Source organism: Mesorhizobium sp. M0960, from assembly GCF_040319055.1.
Lineage (GTDB): Bacteria > Pseudomonadota > Alphaproteobacteria > Rhizobiales > Rhizobiaceae > Mesorhizobium.
This window is the reverse complement of sequence record NZ_JAMYNN010000026.1, coordinates 1-16,548: the sequence shown is the minus strand read 5'-3', so window position 1 is coordinate 16,548 and position 16,548 is coordinate 1. Positions and strand designations below refer to the sequence as shown.

Sequence of the window (16,548 nt, the reverse complement as noted above, 5' to 3'; positions counted from 1 at the left end):
TTTCCGCACGGCGAGACAAACTCCATCCAGCGCCGTCCATTCGTCCTATACCGGCCCCAGCACCGGCTAATTGGGCAATACTTCTTACGCCAACCGACTGGAGCGTCCGCTTTGCCTCGTGCGTCAGACCGGCCACGGCTGATATGTCCCGCGTTGACGGCGGTCGCGTTGGTGCAACAGCCTGGCCACAGTGGGCCAGGTATGCGCACTGTTCGCATTTAAAATAGACATGGAAGAAGGTTTCGTCTTTGCCGGGTCCGACCACCTTGCCTGCTATCGCCGGCAACGTCTGCCGGCAGAAGTCGTCGACGAGCCGAAGATACGGACCGAGTTGGAAAGTCTCGGAGGTCCAATCGTCGCCTTCGGCGACTCCGTCATCTGGGATTCGCCAAATCTCTCCGAGCGGATCGATCCTACCGTCAGATCCGATTTCACCAAGGACTGCCTCAAGGAGGCGAGCGTAAAATGCAACCTGCGTTTTGTGAAAGGCGCGGGCGCTCCTCGTAGCTTTAACGTCAATGACGCGGAATATTGGGGTCGATTTCGAAAGGTCCCGCCGGATTAGATCTGCGAAGGTGCGACGTAAAGAAAGCTCCGGTGCCCCTGCGAGGAGAAGGGACGGCAGCCGAGGTCGAAGGTTGACCTGAGCAGCGAACTCCGAAGTTCCTTGGCCGCGGAGGAAAGCCACTGCGGCCTTTTCTGAAAGGCCATCTTCGCCGACCCCCGGGCGCAACACACCAGTTTCACGCGCTAGCCTTTTGACGATCCTATCCTCGAAGTCGATTCCCAGTATAGCCCAAGCTTGTTCGCGGTCGTCCTTGGCCACAGGCACTGCGGCGAGCTCGGACGGGTCCATGATCTCATACCGTGTTTTCCGCTCGCATCGATACTGGAACCACGACTTGATCGTGGATGCGCTTATCCCTTTGGCCAACTGTTTTCCCCTGAATACGAAAAAGCGTCTCGCAATCGATGATGGACCATTAGCCTATGCTCGAAGCACCCGGGTCGAAGGATGCCTCCGCAGCTGAACAACTGCTGTCTCCCTTTCCGTCAGCTGTAATGGTCTGGCACGTGCAGTTGCTGCGTGAACTGGCCCCGAAAGCATCAGCGCCACGCCCCAAAGCAATATCAGCTTGTTAGTCGTTTCCGCCCCCCAAAGCCACCGCAGTAGTAGCTAGTTCGTGCGGCAGATCAACCGAGGGCGACTGCCAAGGCCCGTGTCTTCGGTCTGCTGCTTGGTCGGGCCGTAGGTTGGCTGAAGGTCGAAGCACCGCGGCATGGACAGGAGTACTAAAGGATTCCCCACGCCCGGTAGCGTCCCCGGCCCGTCACCTCGCGGACGGCGAGCTCGGCGACGAGACCGAGCGCGGCGCGTTGGCTGACCTTGAGCTCGGCCGCGATCAATCCCGCCGAGACCACCGGCCGCGCCAGCACCAGCTCGATCAGCGCCGGCAGGCTCGAGCTTTTTCGCCGATTCCTGAGCCGGCGTTCCATCTGCCCCTTTGCCAGCGCCAGCCGGTCGAGTTCTTTCAGCCCGGCCGCGGCGGCCTCTGCAAATGCGTCGAGAACGGCCAGTAGCCGGGTGGTCCGGTTGCGCGCCCGCCGCCGTTCCCGCGGAACGGTGCGCAATCCGGCATTCAGGCAAAACAGATGCGAGCCGATCTTGCCGCGCTCCCTGAGCAGCGCCGCGACCAGCAGATTGCCGAGCCAATGCTGGTGCTGCAGCGGTTCGATGTCTTGCCACGCATCCAAGGCGATCGCTGCGGCCAGCACGGCCGGCATGTTTTCGTCACGGAGCCTGTCGACGACGGCGAGCCAGTCGGCTAGCCGCTGGTCCTCGTCCCAGTCGAGATCGCGGATTAGCGGCCCGAGACTGTTCGGCAAGACCTCCCGCGCGTTTGCCCACTGCCCTGCCGCGTCGACATCCGGGCTGTCCGCGGCGCGCGGCGCCAAATTTTCGCCCGCCAGCAGCCGGCTGGAGCGGGCCAGCACGGCGTCGATCTCCGCCAGTTCTTGCGCCAGCGCATCCGCTTGCTCGGATTCATCGGCAAGCCCGCTTTCGCCGGCGGTTTCGTCCGCCCCGGCGGCCGCCGTCGCGGGTTCGGCGCCAGTCCGTCCCGGACTCGCCCCGTCGCGCCCGCCCTGCCCTTCGCGGCCGCGCAACGCCAAAATGCCAACGCGACAAAGCGCCCAGTCGGGTGGGTGCAAAAGGATGCGGCGGCGAGCGCGCAGTACGCCATGCGCCCGGGTCAGCTCGTGGGTCGGCGTGCGGATGTCCATGTGGGCGTCGTGCAGGACGAGGTCTTCGATGTGCACGAGCTCGCCCTCGAGCCAGAGCGCGGCCGCTGCGTCGGCGAAATGCTGGCGCTCGACAAAACCGTCGCGGACCGGGCTTTTGTGCACTCGCTCGTCGAGCCGCGCCAAAAGGTCTTCGGCGCGGGCGAGCGGCCCCAGCAGGGTGTTCAAGGCCAATTTCGAAAGATCGTAAGCCATTGATTCTGTTGTAGCTCATTCGCGTAACGGAAGCTATCTTACTACTCACATCTGTCACAGGCGATGATGCTGGTGAGAAAGATAACTATCGATAATGATCTCACATAGGGACTGTACAGCAGCACGCCCTGGGACGCTCAGGAGGCCGAAAAACGTTGATTTACCGGCTCATCGAAGCCATAGGAGCTACGAAAAAGGCCACCAGAGACGTTTACAAACGATCGTTTGTTGATATCTTCGGTGTTTGTACAAATGCCTCTTTCCGATGCTGAGAGACGCCGCAAATGGCCCGTGAAGCGCAAGATCGACGCTCCGGACGACCAAGAGGCCGGCAAATCGGCTACGCGCGCGTGTCGACGGACGAACAAGCGACGGAAGCGCAGGAGATTGAGCTGCGATCGGCCGGTTGTGACGTCGTCGTTCAGGAACATGGATCCGGTGCGTCGAGAGCTCGCCCGGCCCTACTGCGGTTGATGAGCGACATCGGCGCCGGCGATATCTTGGTCGTCGTGCGTCTCGATCGCCTTGCGCGCTCGGTCAGCCACCTTCTTCAGGTGATCGAGGATCTGACTAAGAAGGGCGCGCATTTCCGATCTCTGCGAGATCCAATCGACACGTCGACGCCACAGGGCATGTTTTCGCTACAGGTACTCGGCGCCGTTGCCCAGCTCGAGCGTGCACTGATTTCGGAGCGAACCAAGGCCGGCATCATCGCTGCACGATCCAAGGGGCGACTGCCAGGCAATCCTGGTATCCGGGAGCGCAGGCCCGAAGCCCTGGCGAAAATGACCACGATACAAAAGGCGGCTTATGGCCGACGGGTACAATCAACTATGAACCAATGGCTTCCGACGGTCCGCCGGATGCGACCAGACCATAACTGGGACGACATCGCTCGGGTCCTGAAGCAGCGCGGCCTCGACTGGACGCCTGAACGACTGCGGCGGGCAGTGAGGTGGCTCGTCACCGAGCACCTGGCCGAATCCACACTGCTAAAGCGGGCGTCTCCTCTGCCTCCCGAAGATCGCCTGATGACGCTTGTGGCAGGGATTTCGCAGTCCAACCCGGACCTGTCGCTACGCGACATCGCTGGCCAGCTCGAGCGTCTGCATGAGCGTACCCCACGAGGGGGCGCAAAATGGTCTGCCTCCTCAGTCAAGAACCTGCTCGATCGAGCCCGCCGGCTTGGACTCGTCGCCGAACTACCCGCGAGCTGACCGTCATCCCGCTGCAGAACAGTCCTCAGTTTACGGTCCGTGACTGACGCTCAACATTCCCAAGCCGCTTGTACGCGGCCCAGGCATCAGCTGGAACAGCGCTGCCGGCCCGCGCCAGCCAAGCCGCACGATCGGATTCGGCAAGCGAATTCCACCACACCATCCCGGCGGTTTCATCGGGCGTCGGTTCCTGGTCGTGTTGGTTTTTCATGCCTTCGATGCTCTCATAAGACGCTCGTCCCGACAAGCGCTGCAGCCACCGTCCACGGATCGAAAACCGCCCGGCTGATCATGATCCGCGCCCTGGCTTGTCGAGGCTGCGGCGCAACGCATCGCTGATTTCCAGCCGGGATTCGGTGCGCACAACCTTGCCTGCCGCATCCAAATCGACGGCAGCGGCTTCAGCTCCGGTTCCGGTCGTCTTCGACGCGTCAAGCTTGGCCCGCAACAAGGCCATCACCATCGGCCAGACCGAGAACTTTCCGACCTTTGCTCGATCTGTCAGGCTGCGCAAATAGCCGCCGGCGCTGTTGATCTGGTCCTGCCGCTGGTAGATCGCGGCAATGGTAATCGCCGCTTGCTGCTCACCCATTGCCGTTCGCGCTTCCTCCCAGGCGCTCGGGCTGACGCCCATGGACGGTCGGGCAACCTCGGCCGCGGCCAGAAATTCACGCCAGTTGCGGATTCCGCCGCCGCCCTTCACCAGCCAAAGCATGTTCGGGCAGGCATCCAGCACGATCCCTAGCGGCAGTTCGCGTTTCGGCAGGCTCCGTACGTTGTCGGTGTCCGCAACGTTCGCGCCCGCTTCATTTTTATTTCCTAAGCCGGGTTCAGATTCAAATTTAGAGTCTGGTTTTGAATTCTGTATGTGGCGCCCATTTTGGGACTCATTGGCGTCCACTTTCTGTGTTTTTACAAATGATTCCAATGCTTCACGCACTTCAGCCCAAAGGCCTTCAAGTTCTTCGGCAATCACCTCGAGCGTCTGCCTAGGTGCAGTGCGTGGTATCTGACCAACAATCGCCTGGTAGGCCTGCTGGACCCTGCCCCAGTTCGCCGGCACGCCTTCCTCAATGCCGGTGTCGATCATCTTGACGATGTCCCGTCGGCATATGGTAAGCCGCTCCTTAACGAGACGAAATGCCTTTTTCTCAGATCTGACCGCATCCGCAAGATCCTTGAACTCCTCAGCACGCGCCACGATCGGCGAGATGTCAAAGCCATAGGCTTGCTCGATCTCGCCCGCCTGCCCTTTCCGGGCGAAGCGCTTGCCGTTTGGGCTGTCCCGACGAATGATCAATCCACACTCGACCAGAACGGCCAGGTGGCGCCGTAACGTCGTTGGGGGCATGCCATTGGCGCGGCGGATCAGCTGCTCGTTGGATGGCCATACAACCAGTTCGCTGTCGCCATAAAGCGCTGTGTCCGGATGGAACGACAACAGCGCGTCGAGAATAGCCAAAGCGCGATCGGTGGCGCCCAGAGCGATCCTGGCGTCCTTGATATCTTGGAAGACATGCCATTTGTGGACGATCGCGTCCTTCGGCACGGCCCTTGCGGTGACTTGGCTTGAAATCATGCCAAGCGTCATCGGCCGCCGCCCAAAGGGCGTCGTCGCAATATTCGTCTCCATTTTCTTTCACCCTCGATTAGGCAAAAGAAACCTGCTCGCCAAAACGACGCCAATGACTCTTGACAGTGATTCGTGGAGATGCGATTCTCAGAGTGCTTAGTTCAGAGAGAGGCTTCCACGGCTTGCCGTTCGGGGGCCTTTTTCTTTTGCGGTTTCAGACTCCTTGTTTCGTGATGGACTTCCGAAAGGCCTCAAACAGGTCGTCCAGTTGTCCGGCGATAAACGCTGCGAAACGCGATCCTTCAGCCTCTCCCACGGCAATCATGGTAGTTTTTCCGTTGTCTTTGAGGCTGACGCTGACTGTTTTGTCTGGAGCAGCCCAGGATTTCATAGCAATCTTGGGCTTTGATGGCTTGGCCGGACCAGGTTCTTTGATCGCATTATGATCCGATGGAAGCGTCTCAAGCAGAATAATGAATCTGTCGTCGGACGTTGCCTCGCGGAATTTGTTTTTGCGAATAAGATCGAAAGCTTTTGCGGGTGAGCCGTCCATGGAATAGCGGTTCGAGAATTCCTGCCATCGTCCTCGACCAATCCCGGGAGCTTTACCAATCGATTGCAGTATCTCCTTGTCGACCGATGAGGCGATTTTGATCATCTCGGAGACATGCGATTTTCCTGTCGACAGCGAAGCGCAGATGGTGTCCCGTTTGTATCCCGCTTCCTGCTGCGCAAGCGCAAAAGCGCACTTCTCAATGTATGAAAGATCCTCTCGAGCGGTGTTTTCTTCGCCTTGGAAAATGACTGCTTGTTCATCAGTTAACTCGCGGACGGCCGCTTTGAATCCGATCCCAAGCTGCTTAGCTGCCGCTAATCTTCTGCGACCATAGACGATTTGAAACTCGCCATCCTTGCCTTGTACTGGCCGAACCAATCCAGGCACAATTTGACCGCGCTCCCGCATGGACTCAGTGATCTCAGCAATGGCGGAAATCTCGTAGGCGTCATCATATCGATCGGTGATAGACGACGGCCGTATTTTGTCGGGATCGAGTTCAATGATCTGTTCGCCTGACTTCAGTAACTTGTCGGCGATATCGCTACGCTCTTGCATTTGGCGAACACCAGCCGCCACCTTCATCAGGTGCGGCGATGACGTGCGGCGGCTGACGCCCTCCTCCGAATTGTCCTCCCCGAGTTGCCCCAAAACAGCAGCAAACATGCCCTTAGAATCTTTACGGCTCACTGTTCACGCCTCCATGCCATTGTGATGAGGCTTTCTATTTCCGCGTTCGCGGCATTGATCGATTCGATTGCACGATCATAAGTTTTAGGTGCCGAAAACCTCGATCGTTGCACTTCATAGAGGCTCTGCTTCCAAGTGAGAGCGTCCGCAACCGCAGTGGATTTGGAGACTGAATTCAGAAGTAAATCCTCGCCAAACACTTGGCGCATTAGGGCCTGCATGTTGGCTTGCGGGTGGTCGTTGGCCTCAAACTTTGTGATGAGGAATTTGGCGAAATCCCAACGTGCGCCTGCACCAGCCTCATCCAGGATTTGCATATAAGATGCGGCCAGCTCCAAAAACTTCCCTGTGGAGTCGACATCGAGCATGTGCGCCGGAACTGGGATTAGGACTCCGGTAGCGGCAGTGAGCGACGAAAGTGTCAGGAAATTGAGTGACGGCGCACAGTCGAGAAGAACGATGTCGTAGCTATCGACGATCTGTTCGAGAGCCTGTGACACTCGAAGCAGAAAACTGGTTCCACCGCTCTTGCGCATCTCAAGGGTAACGGCCGTTTCGAATTCTGTCAGCTCAAGACCGGCGCAGATGACGTCGAATCCGATGATATGCGTCTGATGAATAATCTTTTCCGTTGGCACCGGATCATCAAACCGAATCGCTGAGTAAAGGGTGTCACCTTCTCGGTAGTCAAATCCGGGTAACGCTCCTTGCAGACTTGTTAACGACGCCTGGGGATCCATGTCGACTGCGAGAACGCGATATCCACGTAGTGCCAACCAATGACCCAAGTGAATAGTGGTCGCTGTCTTGGACGATCCACCTTTGAAGTTCGTGATCGCGATGATCTGGCAATCCTCGCCTTTAACACGACGAGGATTGATCCATTTCTTCCGTGCCTTTTCCGCCAGGTGCATCCGAAGGTCCAGCACCTGCTCCACAGAATATAGGCGCTTTCCGGTGGTCGTTGTCTCTGGCTCAGGTCCCTGCCCTTTTAAGGAGACCTGCCGTATGTAAGCTTCAGTCACTCCTAGCAATGCTGCCACTTCCGTCGAAGTGAATTTGCGCATCGTACGAATCGCATCAGGAGGATACTGAGCCAGCGAAAGATTGTTGAGTGCCTTCTCGAGTTTCGTCGAAAAGGTATTCATGAACTGAAGGCTACTTAGATGCCGCGTCACCCAGATTCTCCTCTTGCACCCAGCGCCTATTGATAGCGACTGTGGTTAACAAGCTGTTAACGCCACGCCAACTACGCCAACTTTTCGAATTACGCGGTTTTTCCGTTACTGGAGGTATGCCCGATTCGGAGAATTCGAGCAAATGGACACAGGGCAGTTCCCAGCTGGGAACTTTTCTTTATCGCTGGCTTCTCTGTGCCGTCAAAGTTGCGCATCAGGCATTGAAAAAGACCGCTATGAAGTTGGTTACGCAGCATGGGGGCACGGGCGAGCCCCTTGCCCGTTTTGTTCTCGTAGATAGTCGACGTTGGTGTACCCGGTTGGCCTCTGGCTTCCGCGTACGGCGGCGAGCGACCTACAGAAGCGCAGGTAGGTTTCGGCGGATGGAGAGATACCCCCTCCCCCCACTTTGGCGCGGCGGCGAAATTCCCGTTGTGACGGAGGCACTGAGTTCGCGCAGTCCTATGGGAGTCACCATCCTTTGCGTCGGAGTCGATGGGTTGTGTTTGTGATGCAGCCATGCCGCGCCGCTTCCGATGTCACTTCGGTGATCGCCCCAGGCTGACAAGTTAGACGCCCCACTGCCCCTACCCTGCAACGAGGCATTCCTTCCGGGCCGAGCGACCCTCGCGAATGGCAACTCAGCGGCTCGGACCTGCCGCCAAGCGTCCCACGCGATTTGACAGCAATCAGCACCGTTTGGCACGTAGGCGTCCTGTCCACGCGCACTTTCCTCCAGCGTCGGGCAAGAGGCTCCTGCAGTCGCCAGGCAACTTCCCTCGGGGCCAGTCCACGTGTCGGCGAAGGATCCTGGAGAACTCATCGAGAAGCAAACTTCTCCCACAACCCGTACTTTGAGTTCCCAGCTGGGAACAGCTCTTTAAGTTGGAGGCTTGCGACCGCACCAATAAACCTTGGAAACCCATCAACATGATGGTTGGATCTGTGGCGCCGGGGTGGATTGGCGCATCCAGAGTCACCTGCGGCTGGGGGGCGTACCGCACTCTACAATCCTGACGCCTTAGTTAGATTGACGCGGAAGCGATCGCGCCGGCGCTGGTATTTGCGTGTCATCTCTGCCGAGGCGTGACCAAGCTGCTTCTGCACGTAGCGCTCGTCAACCTCGGCAGAGGACGCGAGGCCGGCACGCAGCGAGTGGCCCGAAAACTTTTGGCCGCGCTCGCCCTCGGAAAGATCACCGCGCACGCCGGCGGCCAAGGCCGCGCGTTTGACCAGCCGCGCCACCTCCTGATCGTTGAGCCGCTCGGCGCCCACAGCTTTGCCCTGCCCCGTGACGCGGCGGAAGAGGGGGCCATGCGCGATGCGGGCCAGCTTCAGCCAGGTCTGCAGAGCGACGACCGGGCAGGTGGCATCGGACGAGCCGCGGCCAATCTCGACCTCGCGCCAGCCGGTCTTGCCTCGCAGCGTAACCAGCACGCCCTTGTCCGGGAAAAATTCAATCCAGCCGCACCCGTCCTCGGTTTGATCGCGCGCAACATCGAGGCCCACGATTTCGGAGCGGCGCAAGCCGCCGGCGAAGCCCAAAAGCAACATGGCGCGGCCGCGCAGACCGCGCAGCGTGCCACGATCGAGCGTTTCCAGCATGGCGACAAGATCGTCGCGCAGGATGGCTTCCTTTTGACGGGGAGGGGAGGCGTGTTTATTGCGGATACCGGCGAGCACGGTGGCGATATGCCGGTCCTTCCGGTCGAGCGGTTGACCGCGTTGCGTATAGTTCCAGGTCAGCGACGACAGGCGGCGCTCAATGGTCGACACAGACTTTTTGTCCCGTTCCGATCCTGAGGCCTGGGCCGTGATGTAGAGGCCGACGACTTGTGGATCTGGCGGCAGCGGATCAAACGCCTGGCGCCGGCACCAGGCGCAAAAATGCTTCCAGTCGGCGGCATAGGCGCGACGGGTGTTTGCCGAACTCGCCGCCTCGACGTAATCGCGCGCGCGGTCGGCCAGCTTTTCGAGATGCGCAGGCAGTGATGCTTGTCGCGAGTCGAGGACCTGCGTGGGAGGGGAGGGAACCTCATCCGGGTGCCCCATTTTCATGACGACTTCGACAATGTCAGGCAGGTCGCTGGTGTCGACCGCGTCGATGGGCGTCATGAAATTACGGGGACTGCCCATCGAAACTCTCGATCATTTGAATGTCACAGTGGTGCGATTCTGAGAGCCCAACGTGCGACCAAAGCGCCCAATTGTCCACCGCGAGGTGCTTGACCAATAGCTCCCGAGATTTGCGCCGGTCGCGTACCTCCTAGGGCCCTCTTTCTCAGTGCCGATCCTTGCCTTCATGTTCAACATCCCTTATGTTTCGTTCAACAGGAGAATCCAGGATGAGCGTACGTGGTGCAACGGCAGCCGAAAGCGAGGAGCGGATCGCCCACACCCGGAACCGTCTGGTGCTTGAGCAGGCGAGGGCGGTCGGCCTTATCGGCGCGGCCAAGAACACACGCCTTTCCGGGAGGGTGCCGTCGGAATTGATCGAGGCGGCAAAGAAGCGCGCTCATGTGACCTCCGACACTGAGCTGCTGGAGCTCGCCTTGTCGCGGCTGGCCCTCGAGGACGATTTTGGCGCCCGGCTCGTCCGCCGCAAGGGCAGCATCTCCGCAGACATTGATCTTGGCGTTTGATCTCGGGAGCGCACTGCGTTCCCTCAAACCACAGCGGCGTGCCGGCGGGCTGGAACGGCGGCCGGATTCCGCTCTGTCCTGGGCAGGGGACCAGCCGCCTGTCGGCGCTGCATTGCTTCTCGACACGAGCGTCTATCTGGATGTCCTTCAGGGCCGCACGCCCAAAGTGGTCGATGACCTTCTGACCTATCGGCCCTGTCAGCACTCGGCCGTCTGCCTTGCCGAGCTCAGCCACCTGTTCGGCCGGCTCGACCCAGCGCACCCCACGACGAAGTCGGTCCTGAAAGTGGTTGCAGGCACGATTGAAGACATTCCAGTGCACCGGCTGCATGCACCCGACGCCACCGCCTGGGGACGCGCCGGCATGCTTGCCGGCCTGCTGTTCCTGCTGAGCCGCCTGCCGAAAGGGGAGGGGCATGAACGCCGCTTCCTCAACGATGCGCTGATCTTTCACCAGGCCGGTCTGCTGGGCGCGACGGTCCTGACCGGCAATGTTCGGGATTTCGATTACCTCAACCAGCTTGTTCCGTCGGTGCGTGTGATCTTCTACCGGCCGGTGACAGACTTGCGCCCGCAGGGTTGAAAGCGTCTGTGGCAGATATGCCCGTGCACCGTGATCGTCCACCCTCCTTTAATGACCACCAGTCTTCAAAAAGCTCGCTGACACTCTCCTGCGACCGTTAAAACGCGGGCGACGACGGCCATTTCTAACGTAAGGACAAAAACGACCGATAATGCAAGATTATCATTCGTTCTGTCATATCGACAGGCTGTGCGTTTTGCCGTGAAAACCGTAGCGCAAAGCGCACGGGCGCTCTACCCTCCAAGACCATGATTCGCCTCGATCCCGCGACCGCCAGTCCCGCCTCGCCGCCGACCGTCCCGGCCTGGGCGCTTGCGGCCGGCGGCGGGCCGAGCGACGCCGACGCCGCCTTCCAGGCCGGCGCTGCCTTGGGCGCGCTCGACGGCCTCGCACGGGCGCCGCAGCCTTCCTGGGCCGGCGCCTGGCAGCAGCGGCTGGCGCTTCGCTGTGCCGCCCCCGGCATGCGGCTCGCCGGCCGCTCAGAGGACGAGGCCGCGCTACGCGACGCTTGGTACCTGCGCCCGGCCGGCGCCGGTCCCGGCCCCGCCGGCGCGGTTCTTGGCGCCTGGCGGCAGTTGGCCATGCAGCCGTCGGTCGCAACCCACGACCGGCTCGAAAGGATCGTCGACCAGCTCGGAATCCATTGGGACGACGCGGCGCTCGCCAACCTCTGCACGGAGATCGAAAAACTGGCGGGGTTGCAGCGGCCGGCGCCGTTCGCCGCCGCGGCGATCGCCGCTCATGTCGTCACCATGCGCCCCGATGCCGAGCTTTTCGCCTGGTGGCTGGCCGACCTGGTGCTGGCGCAAAGCCTGCGCTGGCCGCGACCGGTGCCGCTCATGATGGCACAGGCCTTTGGCCCGGCCTTCCGCGCCGAGTCCGGCGGCAAGCGCATCCGACCCGGCGAAAAAAGATTTGAGCGCGCGGTCTGCGTAGCACTGGTTCAAGCTGCGGCCGAGGCCTGCCGGCTGGCCGCCGATTTGTCGCGTCGTGCCGAAAAACTGCTGGCCGTGGCGCCGAAACTGCGCGCCAAGGGCGCCGGCGACGTGATCTTTTTGCTGCTCAACGAAGACGCCGTCTCCGGCTCGCTGACGACGAAAAACCTGTCCCGTTTTGCCACGCGACGTCTGTTCGAGCGGCTGCAGCAACTCGACGCCGTGCGGGAGCTGTCGGGCCGCACCACCTTTCGGATGTTTGGGCTGTAGCGATGAGCGAAGCGTCCGCCCGCCGCAAGCCGAACGAACAGCCGGCGTTGCTCGATACCGAGCTGGAACATCTGCCGGCGGAGCTGCGCTGGCGCGAATGGATGGGCCGCGTGGAAGCAGTGGTCTTTGCGGCAAGCGAACCAGTGCCGCGCGCGGTGCTGGCGCGGGTCGTCGGCAAGAACTGCAATCTTGAACTGATCATCGACGACATCCGCGCCGAGCTCGCCGGCCGCCCCTATGAGCTGGTCTCGGTCGCCGGCGGCTGGCAGCACCGGACCAGAAAGGTTTTTGGCGATGCCATTCACGCAGCCTTCGGCACGTCAGCGGGCGAGGGGGCAAAAGAACTGCCGCAGGCGCAGGCGCTTGTCTTGATGTGCATTGCCTACTTCCAGCCGATCACCCGTGGCGAGCTCTCCAGCTTTTTCGGCAAGGAGGTGTCGCGCGACCTGATCGGCATGCTGCGCGCGCAGGATCTTATCGCTTCGGGTCCGCGCTCGCCGCAACCTGGCGCGCCCTATACTTATGTGACGACGAAAACTTTTCTGTCGCAGTTCGGGCTCGACACGCTGCGCCAGCTACCCGATTTCGAGGCGCTTGAGGACGCAGGGCTGCTCTCGAAGGAGAAGCTGCTGGCCGGCGATATTCCAGCCGGGCTGGCGAGCGGGGAGGCCGACGGCGAGGACGATGTCGTTGGGGAGCAAGCGCCGTGACGGGGGGCGTGGTCGCGTTGCGATCCCAGAGACAGTCGATAGCTCAGGACCAGGACGACTGGTCGTGCGGCAACCGTTGATCGGGATCGTGAACCGCGACATGGTCGCCGTCGACAAGATTGGCCGGAAAGATCACCAGATTGGTGCCGCCGGCGTGACGCAGCGACGGAAACAGGATGCCGCGAAGTCCGGCGGTGATGACCAGATCCGCGAGCTTCCACGATGGCGGGATCTTCTTGTCGATGCGAGCGACCTGGCGCCAGGCACAATCCCACTCCTTCCACGGGCCATCCCAGATGTGCGGGTCGAAACCCTGCGAAAGGTCGGCTACCTCGGCGAGCGTGATCTTGTAAGCGGCAAGGGTGGCGGGCGGGGTGATGCTGGCTCCCTGCTTGTATTCATCAAGCGCCGTCTGGGTCGCACGCGACAGATAAAGTGCTTCGATGCCTGGCCGGTTGAAACGACCGCCGTCCGTCGCTGCGCCTGCACCGCTGGTGGGCAGGAAAGCCCATTTGGGAGTCAGATAGCGATGGAAGATTTCGTCTGGACCGATGCGGGTGATCCTCACCCGCGCGCACCATTCTCGAGATCCCGGATAAAGGCCAGAACCGCCTCGACCTGGCCGCCCGCGACGAGCTCGGCTGCGGTACGATGGCCATAGTCGGCGATCGGTTCATTGCGGTACCAAAAGATCGCCTTGTTGACGTCGCCGGTGAGTTCCGTCGCCGCCGAGATCACTTTCACCATCTCGCGCATCCGGCCCTGCAGGCGCTCCGATGAGGGGTTGCGGAGCGTGTTGCGGTGGACACCGGTCAACTGGGCCAAGTTGGCCACCTTCACGCCCAGCGCCTGCGACAGGCGCTTCGGCGAGATATAAGGCGTGCGCGGCTCCTGCAGGCTATCGACAAAGCCTGAAATCACCGTGGAATGTGCGAGCTGTGCGTGGGCCATGACAAATCTCCGACCTCTCATATGCACAATATATGCACATTCCGATGCATAGCAAGTGGACGGAGGCCCTACTCCTTCCACCAGACTACTTGCCCTTCTTCATTCCGTAGCGTTTGTTGGCTAGCGGCGGCAATGCGCCCAACCTCGGTCGTTTATTGCGGCCCTGCACGCCCCCTGAAAGCGGACATAGCTGGTGCCGACGCCATGAGCGGTGCTGCGCCATGACCCGATATTGCAAATCGAGCTTAGGCTCTTATCGTCAGGGTAGAGAGCTGGTCAGTGTCGTAACGGTTCCGCAAGTCTGCAAGCGCTTTCGGATCCGGAGAGCCGTGCGCAGCGAGCCTGGCAAGCTCTTCAAAATAGGCTCGTGTCCAGGCGGAGAGACGGTCATCAGCACCCGCGCCGGCTCTTTTTGTGTCTCTCCTGACCATCGCCCTCGTCGGGAACGGCAGTCCGTCACCGTTCAAAAGCCACCCGTCGAGGCGGCCTTTTCATTAGGAACCCCTCCACATGACCAAACCCACCCCAACGCGCCGCGGCGCCAACACCGACGTGCGTGCGACCGTGAAGCGGCAGCACCTGCAGGTTCAACACTGGCTTTCGCAGGCGATGCCGTCTTTGTCGCGGTCTAGCTTGCGGCCCCAAGAGCAGTTGGCTAGGTACCAACTTGCTTCATCGCACGAGCTGATTTGGGAACAGGTGCGCCGCGGCTCGCATGAATAGCCGCTTTGTGCGACCTGATGGCGGTTGATTAAGCCAAGCGGCTGGTTAGAAAGCGGCCGGTTGTCGGCATGCGCTAGACGCCACACCCAAGGCGCCTGAAAAGTTCCGGCCCACAGACCGAGCTTTGCCGCCTCTGCCTTCGCCTGCTGCCCCGCATAGGCGCAGTGGCTGTAGAGGGGCCAGTCAGTGCCAAGCCCTGCTCGACAAGCCAGCGCTGAACGCTACGACCGTCCGCCCGATCGCAGTTCCCGACAAGACGCCCGTACCGATCACGATCGACAAAACTGCAATGCAGCGGTCGCGAAGCTGCCAGGAACTTGTCCAAGGCTTGGGCAGCGCGGCGCCCGCATGGGTAGTCAAAGCCCTTGGCGTCGTCGCAGTGCTGACGGCTCTCGGGCGCGTCGATGCCATTGAAACGAATCCTTTGGCCTGCAATCTCTACTGTGTCGCCATCGATCACCGAGGCGCGGCCTTCCATGTGGCCAGGCAATGGTTCTGTCCAGTTTGTTATCGTGCTCTGTTGGCCGGCGGTGCTCTGGATCGCGAATTGGGTGACTGCGGCGGCAAGCGTGCCGGCGCCGAGGAAGATCAGCCCCAAGAGGGGTCGCGGCAGCCGCCGTGACGGCATTCTTCTGCCGGCGCGCCTTCGCCAGCGGTCAGCCTGATTGGCGCCTTGATAACGTTGGCCTTTGCCCACGCCCGCTCTCCCGGAAGAGAGAATGCCGCCATTCCGGGCGAGAGTCCAGAAGCTGCACTAGCCGGTCGGCAACTGGTCAACGCGGGGGGCACCGGCTCAGCCTTTCAACCGTCTCAACTATGGCCTTCGCAAGCGGGCATCAAGGTCCGCGTGAAGCACCTCCGGGGCGAGGAAGACCATCGGCACGCCTCGCTGCAGGATTTTTGGGATGAAGACTAGAACGCCGTTTGTGTCTCCAAGACGCGACAACGCAAAGTTCACCGGCCCGGCCAAGCGCCGACTATTTGACAAGCGCGCAAATGGCGTATGCTGTCAGCGTCCAAGCTGTTGGAGACGTAGTCGCTACATGCGCTTGTGCTACCCACCCTGGAGCTGGGGAAGTAACCGGCAAGCTCCTAGAAATCAGAGCATTTGAATTTGACGCGCTGGCACCGCCACCTATGACGACTTTTGGCTTGGGACACCAAGCCTGTGCGGATTTGTCTGGGCTTGTATCACTCGCGCTTGCATACTGGGTGATTTCCCAACCGCCGACGCCGTCCTTCCCCGCCGGACCCTCAGCCCCCATTGCACCTCTAGGTCCTTGCTTGCCGGGAAGACCTTGTGGACCGACAGGCCCTTGGGGCCCTGGGGGGCCTGCCGTTGTGCAACCTGCAAGGAGGGCGACGCATGCTAGAGCGGTAATAATTCTCATGACCACCTCCCCGGTTTCCCGGTGAGTTGACGACAAAAAACATTCGCCAAATCAACCGAATGTACCACCACGCGATTGCCGTGGATAGGAACGCGATCGGCGGCTAACGGAACGTCGCATATGCGCCGTGACGACGGGAGGCCAGCAATCGTAGCGTGGAGTGTTGACGCGCCTTCCTTGCCGTTGAAGCTCTCGATGAAGCCGTATCCGGCATGATGTTCTTGGTGCCATCGTTTGTTCGGTCGTCAGGTTCGTTAAGCTTGGCGCATCCGGGCATCCGGGCCACGGGGCACCGGGAGCACGCAAGTGCGGGAGCGCGGAACAGCCGCTCTGCGCCCCGAAGCTCGCCGCCGGAACCGGCATCTGCCACACCGACGAGTTCACGCTGTCGGGAAGTGGTAAAGACGCTACTTCGATTCAATAACCCCGTTCGAGGTCGATCTTGTTGGACAGAGGCTCTCCTCTTGCGACTTGACCGCAGAGATCGGCGACCTGGTCGATTCCAGAATCCACCCAGAAGCTCGCGACATGAGGTGTGATGGTCACCCTGGGATGAGTCCACAACGGCGATGAAGCCTCCAGCGGTTCACGCTCAAACACGTCAAGACAAGCACCAGAAAGCTGACCTTCGTC

18 protein-coding genes and 1 pseudogene are annotated in these 16,548 nt (G+C 60.8%); 7 read left to right on the top strand and 12 right to left on the bottom strand.

The features are described 5' to 3' along the window. Positions 1-229: 229 nt before the first annotated feature. Positions 230-565: a hypothetical protein gene (locus NKH63_RS28720; RefSeq protein ID WP_352919837.1), complete on the top strand. Its 336-nt coding sequence runs from the start codon at positions 230-232 to the stop codon at positions 563-565. Between the two features lie 728 nt (positions 566-1,293). On the opposite strand, the gene NKH63_RS28715 is transcribed toward NKH63_RS28720, so the two are convergent. Continuing rightward, entirely contained in the window at positions 1,294-2,496 is a 1,203-nt protein-coding gene (locus NKH63_RS28715) for an RHE_PE00001 family protein (protein ID WP_352919835.1), read from the bottom strand. A gap of 284 nt (positions 2,497-2,780) precedes the next feature. Between NKH63_RS28715 and NKH63_RS28710 the strand changes: the two genes are divergently transcribed. Next, complete coding sequence (locus NKH63_RS28710; RefSeq protein ID WP_352919832.1) at positions 2,781-3,713, top strand: recombinase family protein; 933 nt, start codon at positions 2,781-2,783, stop codon at positions 3,711-3,713. A gap of 25 nt (positions 3,714-3,738) precedes the next feature. Here NKH63_RS28710 and NKH63_RS28705 read toward each other — a convergent pair whose 3' ends face one another. From NKH63_RS28705 to NKH63_RS28685, 5 genes are all read right to left on the bottom strand, one after another. Then, positions 3,739-3,924, bottom strand: coding sequence for a hypothetical protein (locus tag NKH63_RS28705; RefSeq protein ID WP_352919830.1), 186 nt, complete (start codon positions 3,922-3,924; stop codon positions 3,739-3,741). Between the two features lie 78 nt (positions 3,925-4,002). Beyond that, positions 4,003-5,346: a plasmid replication protein RepC gene (gene repC / locus NKH63_RS28700; RefSeq protein WP_352919828.1), complete on the bottom strand. Its 1,344-nt coding sequence runs from the start codon at positions 5,344-5,346 to the stop codon at positions 4,003-4,005. A 154-nt stretch (positions 5,347-5,500) separates the two neighbouring features. Then, positions 5,501-6,532 (bottom strand): plasmid partitioning protein RepB, encoded by a 1,032-nt coding sequence (gene repB, locus NKH63_RS28695; RefSeq protein ID WP_352919825.1) that lies wholly within the window; start codon positions 6,530-6,532, stop codon positions 5,501-5,503. Next, a complete protein-coding gene (gene repA / locus NKH63_RS28690) occupies positions 6,529-7,710 on the bottom strand; it encodes a plasmid partitioning protein RepA (protein WP_024927411.1) in 1,182 nt (393 codons plus the stop codon). Before repA ends, repB begins: the two co-directional genes overlap by 4 nt. A 1,005-nt stretch (positions 7,711-8,715) precedes the next feature. Next, the gene (locus NKH63_RS28685; RefSeq protein ID WP_352919823.1) at positions 8,716-9,825 is read right to left on the bottom strand and encodes a site-specific integrase; all 1,110 of its coding nucleotides are present in this window, start codon (positions 9,823-9,825) and stop codon (positions 8,716-8,718) included. Between the two features lie 230 nt (positions 9,826-10,055). On the opposite strand from NKH63_RS28685, the gene NKH63_RS28680 reads away from it, so the two are divergent. From NKH63_RS28680 to scpB, 4 genes are all read left to right on the top strand, one after another. Next, positions 10,056-10,352 carry a hypothetical protein gene (locus NKH63_RS28680; RefSeq protein WP_352919820.1) on the top strand — a complete coding sequence of 99 codons (297 nt, stop codon included), beginning with the start codon at positions 10,056-10,058 and terminating at the stop codon, positions 10,350-10,352. Further along, complete coding sequence (locus NKH63_RS28675) at positions 10,342-10,935, top strand: type II toxin-antitoxin system VapC family toxin (RefSeq protein WP_352919817.1); 594 nt, start codon at positions 10,342-10,344, stop codon at positions 10,933-10,935. The genes NKH63_RS28680 and NKH63_RS28675 overlap by 11 nt, the downstream gene beginning before the upstream one ends. Positions 10,936-11,183: 248 nt before the next feature. Then, entirely contained in the window at positions 11,184-12,140 is a 957-nt protein-coding gene (locus NKH63_RS28670) for a DUF1403 family protein (RefSeq protein ID WP_352919814.1), read from the top strand. 2 nt (positions 12,141-12,142) lie between these two features. Further along, a complete protein-coding gene (gene scpB, locus NKH63_RS28665; protein ID WP_352919811.1) occupies positions 12,143-12,850 on the top strand; it encodes an SMC-Scp complex subunit ScpB in 708 nt (235 codons plus the stop codon). A gap of 43 nt (positions 12,851-12,893) precedes the next feature. Here the strand turns inward: scpB and NKH63_RS28660 are convergent, their stop codons facing one another. The 5 genes and pseudogenes from NKH63_RS28660 to NKH63_RS28640 form a co-directional block, all read right to left on the bottom strand. After that, complete coding sequence (locus tag NKH63_RS28660; protein WP_352691493.1) at positions 12,894-13,418, bottom strand: RES family NAD+ phosphorylase; 525 nt, start codon at positions 13,416-13,418, stop codon at positions 12,894-12,896. Continuing rightward, the gene (locus tag NKH63_RS28655) at positions 13,415-13,801 is read right to left on the bottom strand and encodes a hypothetical protein (RefSeq protein ID WP_023680933.1); all 387 of its coding nucleotides are present in this window, start codon (positions 13,799-13,801) and stop codon (positions 13,415-13,417) included. The genes NKH63_RS28660 and NKH63_RS28655 overlap by 4 nt, the downstream gene beginning before the upstream one ends. A gap of 245 nt (positions 13,802-14,046) precedes the next feature. After that, positions 14,047-14,210: pseudogene (locus tag NKH63_RS28650) on the bottom strand (cupin domain-containing protein); the annotation flags it as partial. A gap of 178 nt (positions 14,211-14,388) precedes the next feature. Further along, on the bottom strand, positions 14,389-14,610 hold the full coding sequence (locus tag NKH63_RS28645; protein WP_352919808.1) for an excalibur calcium-binding domain-containing protein: 222 nt from the start codon (positions 14,608-14,610) through the stop codon (positions 14,389-14,391). Further along, positions 14,598-14,930 (bottom strand): thermonuclease family protein, encoded by a 333-nt coding sequence (locus NKH63_RS28640; RefSeq protein ID WP_352919911.1) that lies wholly within the window; start codon positions 14,928-14,930, stop codon positions 14,598-14,600. The genes NKH63_RS28645 and NKH63_RS28640 overlap by 13 nt, the downstream gene beginning before the upstream one ends. Here NKH63_RS28640 and NKH63_RS28635 point away from each other — a divergent pair. Continuing rightward, a complete protein-coding gene (locus tag NKH63_RS28635; RefSeq protein WP_352529226.1) occupies positions 14,853-15,146 on the top strand; it encodes a hypothetical protein in 294 nt (97 codons plus the stop codon). The genes NKH63_RS28640 and NKH63_RS28635 overlap by 78 nt on opposite strands. A 1,186-nt stretch (positions 15,147-16,332) precedes the next feature. On the opposite strand, the gene NKH63_RS28630 is transcribed toward NKH63_RS28635, so the two are convergent. Then, positions 16,333-16,548, bottom strand: a 216-nt coding sequence (locus NKH63_RS28630; RefSeq protein WP_352919805.1) for an NAD(P)-dependent oxidoreductase, incomplete at its 5' end; no start/stop codon positions are given.

Excerpts from the sequence above, each read along its gene's own strand:
- NKH63_RS28720 (WP_352919837.1), top strand. The coding sequence starts at position 230 with ATGGAAGAAGGTTTCGTCTTTGCCGGGTCCGACCACCTTGCCTGCTAT.
- NKH63_RS28715 (WP_352919835.1), bottom strand. The coding sequence starts at position 2,496 with ATGGCTTACGATCTTTCGAAATTGGCCTTGAACACCCTGCTGGGGCCG.
- NKH63_RS28710 (WP_352919832.1), top strand. The coding sequence starts at position 2,781 with ATGGCCCGTGAAGCGCAAGATCGACGCTCCGGACGACCAAGAGGCCGG.
- NKH63_RS28705 (WP_352919830.1), bottom strand. The coding sequence starts at position 3,924 with ATGAAAAACCAACACGACCAGGAACCGACGCCCGATGAAACCGCCGGG.
- repC (WP_352919828.1), bottom strand. The coding sequence starts at position 5,346 with ATGGAGACGAATATTGCGACGACGCCCTTTGGGCGGCGGCCGATGACG.
- NKH63_RS28685 (WP_352919823.1), bottom strand. The coding sequence starts at position 9,825 with ATGACGCCCATCGACGCGGTCGACACCAGCGACCTGCCTGACATTGTC.
- NKH63_RS28680 (WP_352919820.1), top strand. The coding sequence starts at position 10,056 with ATGAGCGTACGTGGTGCAACGGCAGCCGAAAGCGAGGAGCGGATCGCC.
- NKH63_RS28670 (WP_352919814.1), top strand. The coding sequence starts at position 11,184 with ATGATTCGCCTCGATCCCGCGACCGCCAGTCCCGCCTCGCCGCCGACC.
- scpB (WP_352919811.1), top strand. The coding sequence starts at position 12,143 with ATGAGCGAAGCGTCCGCCCGCCGCAAGCCGAACGAACAGCCGGCGTTG.
- NKH63_RS28655 (WP_023680933.1), bottom strand. The coding sequence starts at position 13,801 with ATGGCCCACGCACAGCTCGCACATTCCACGGTGATTTCAGGCTTTGTC.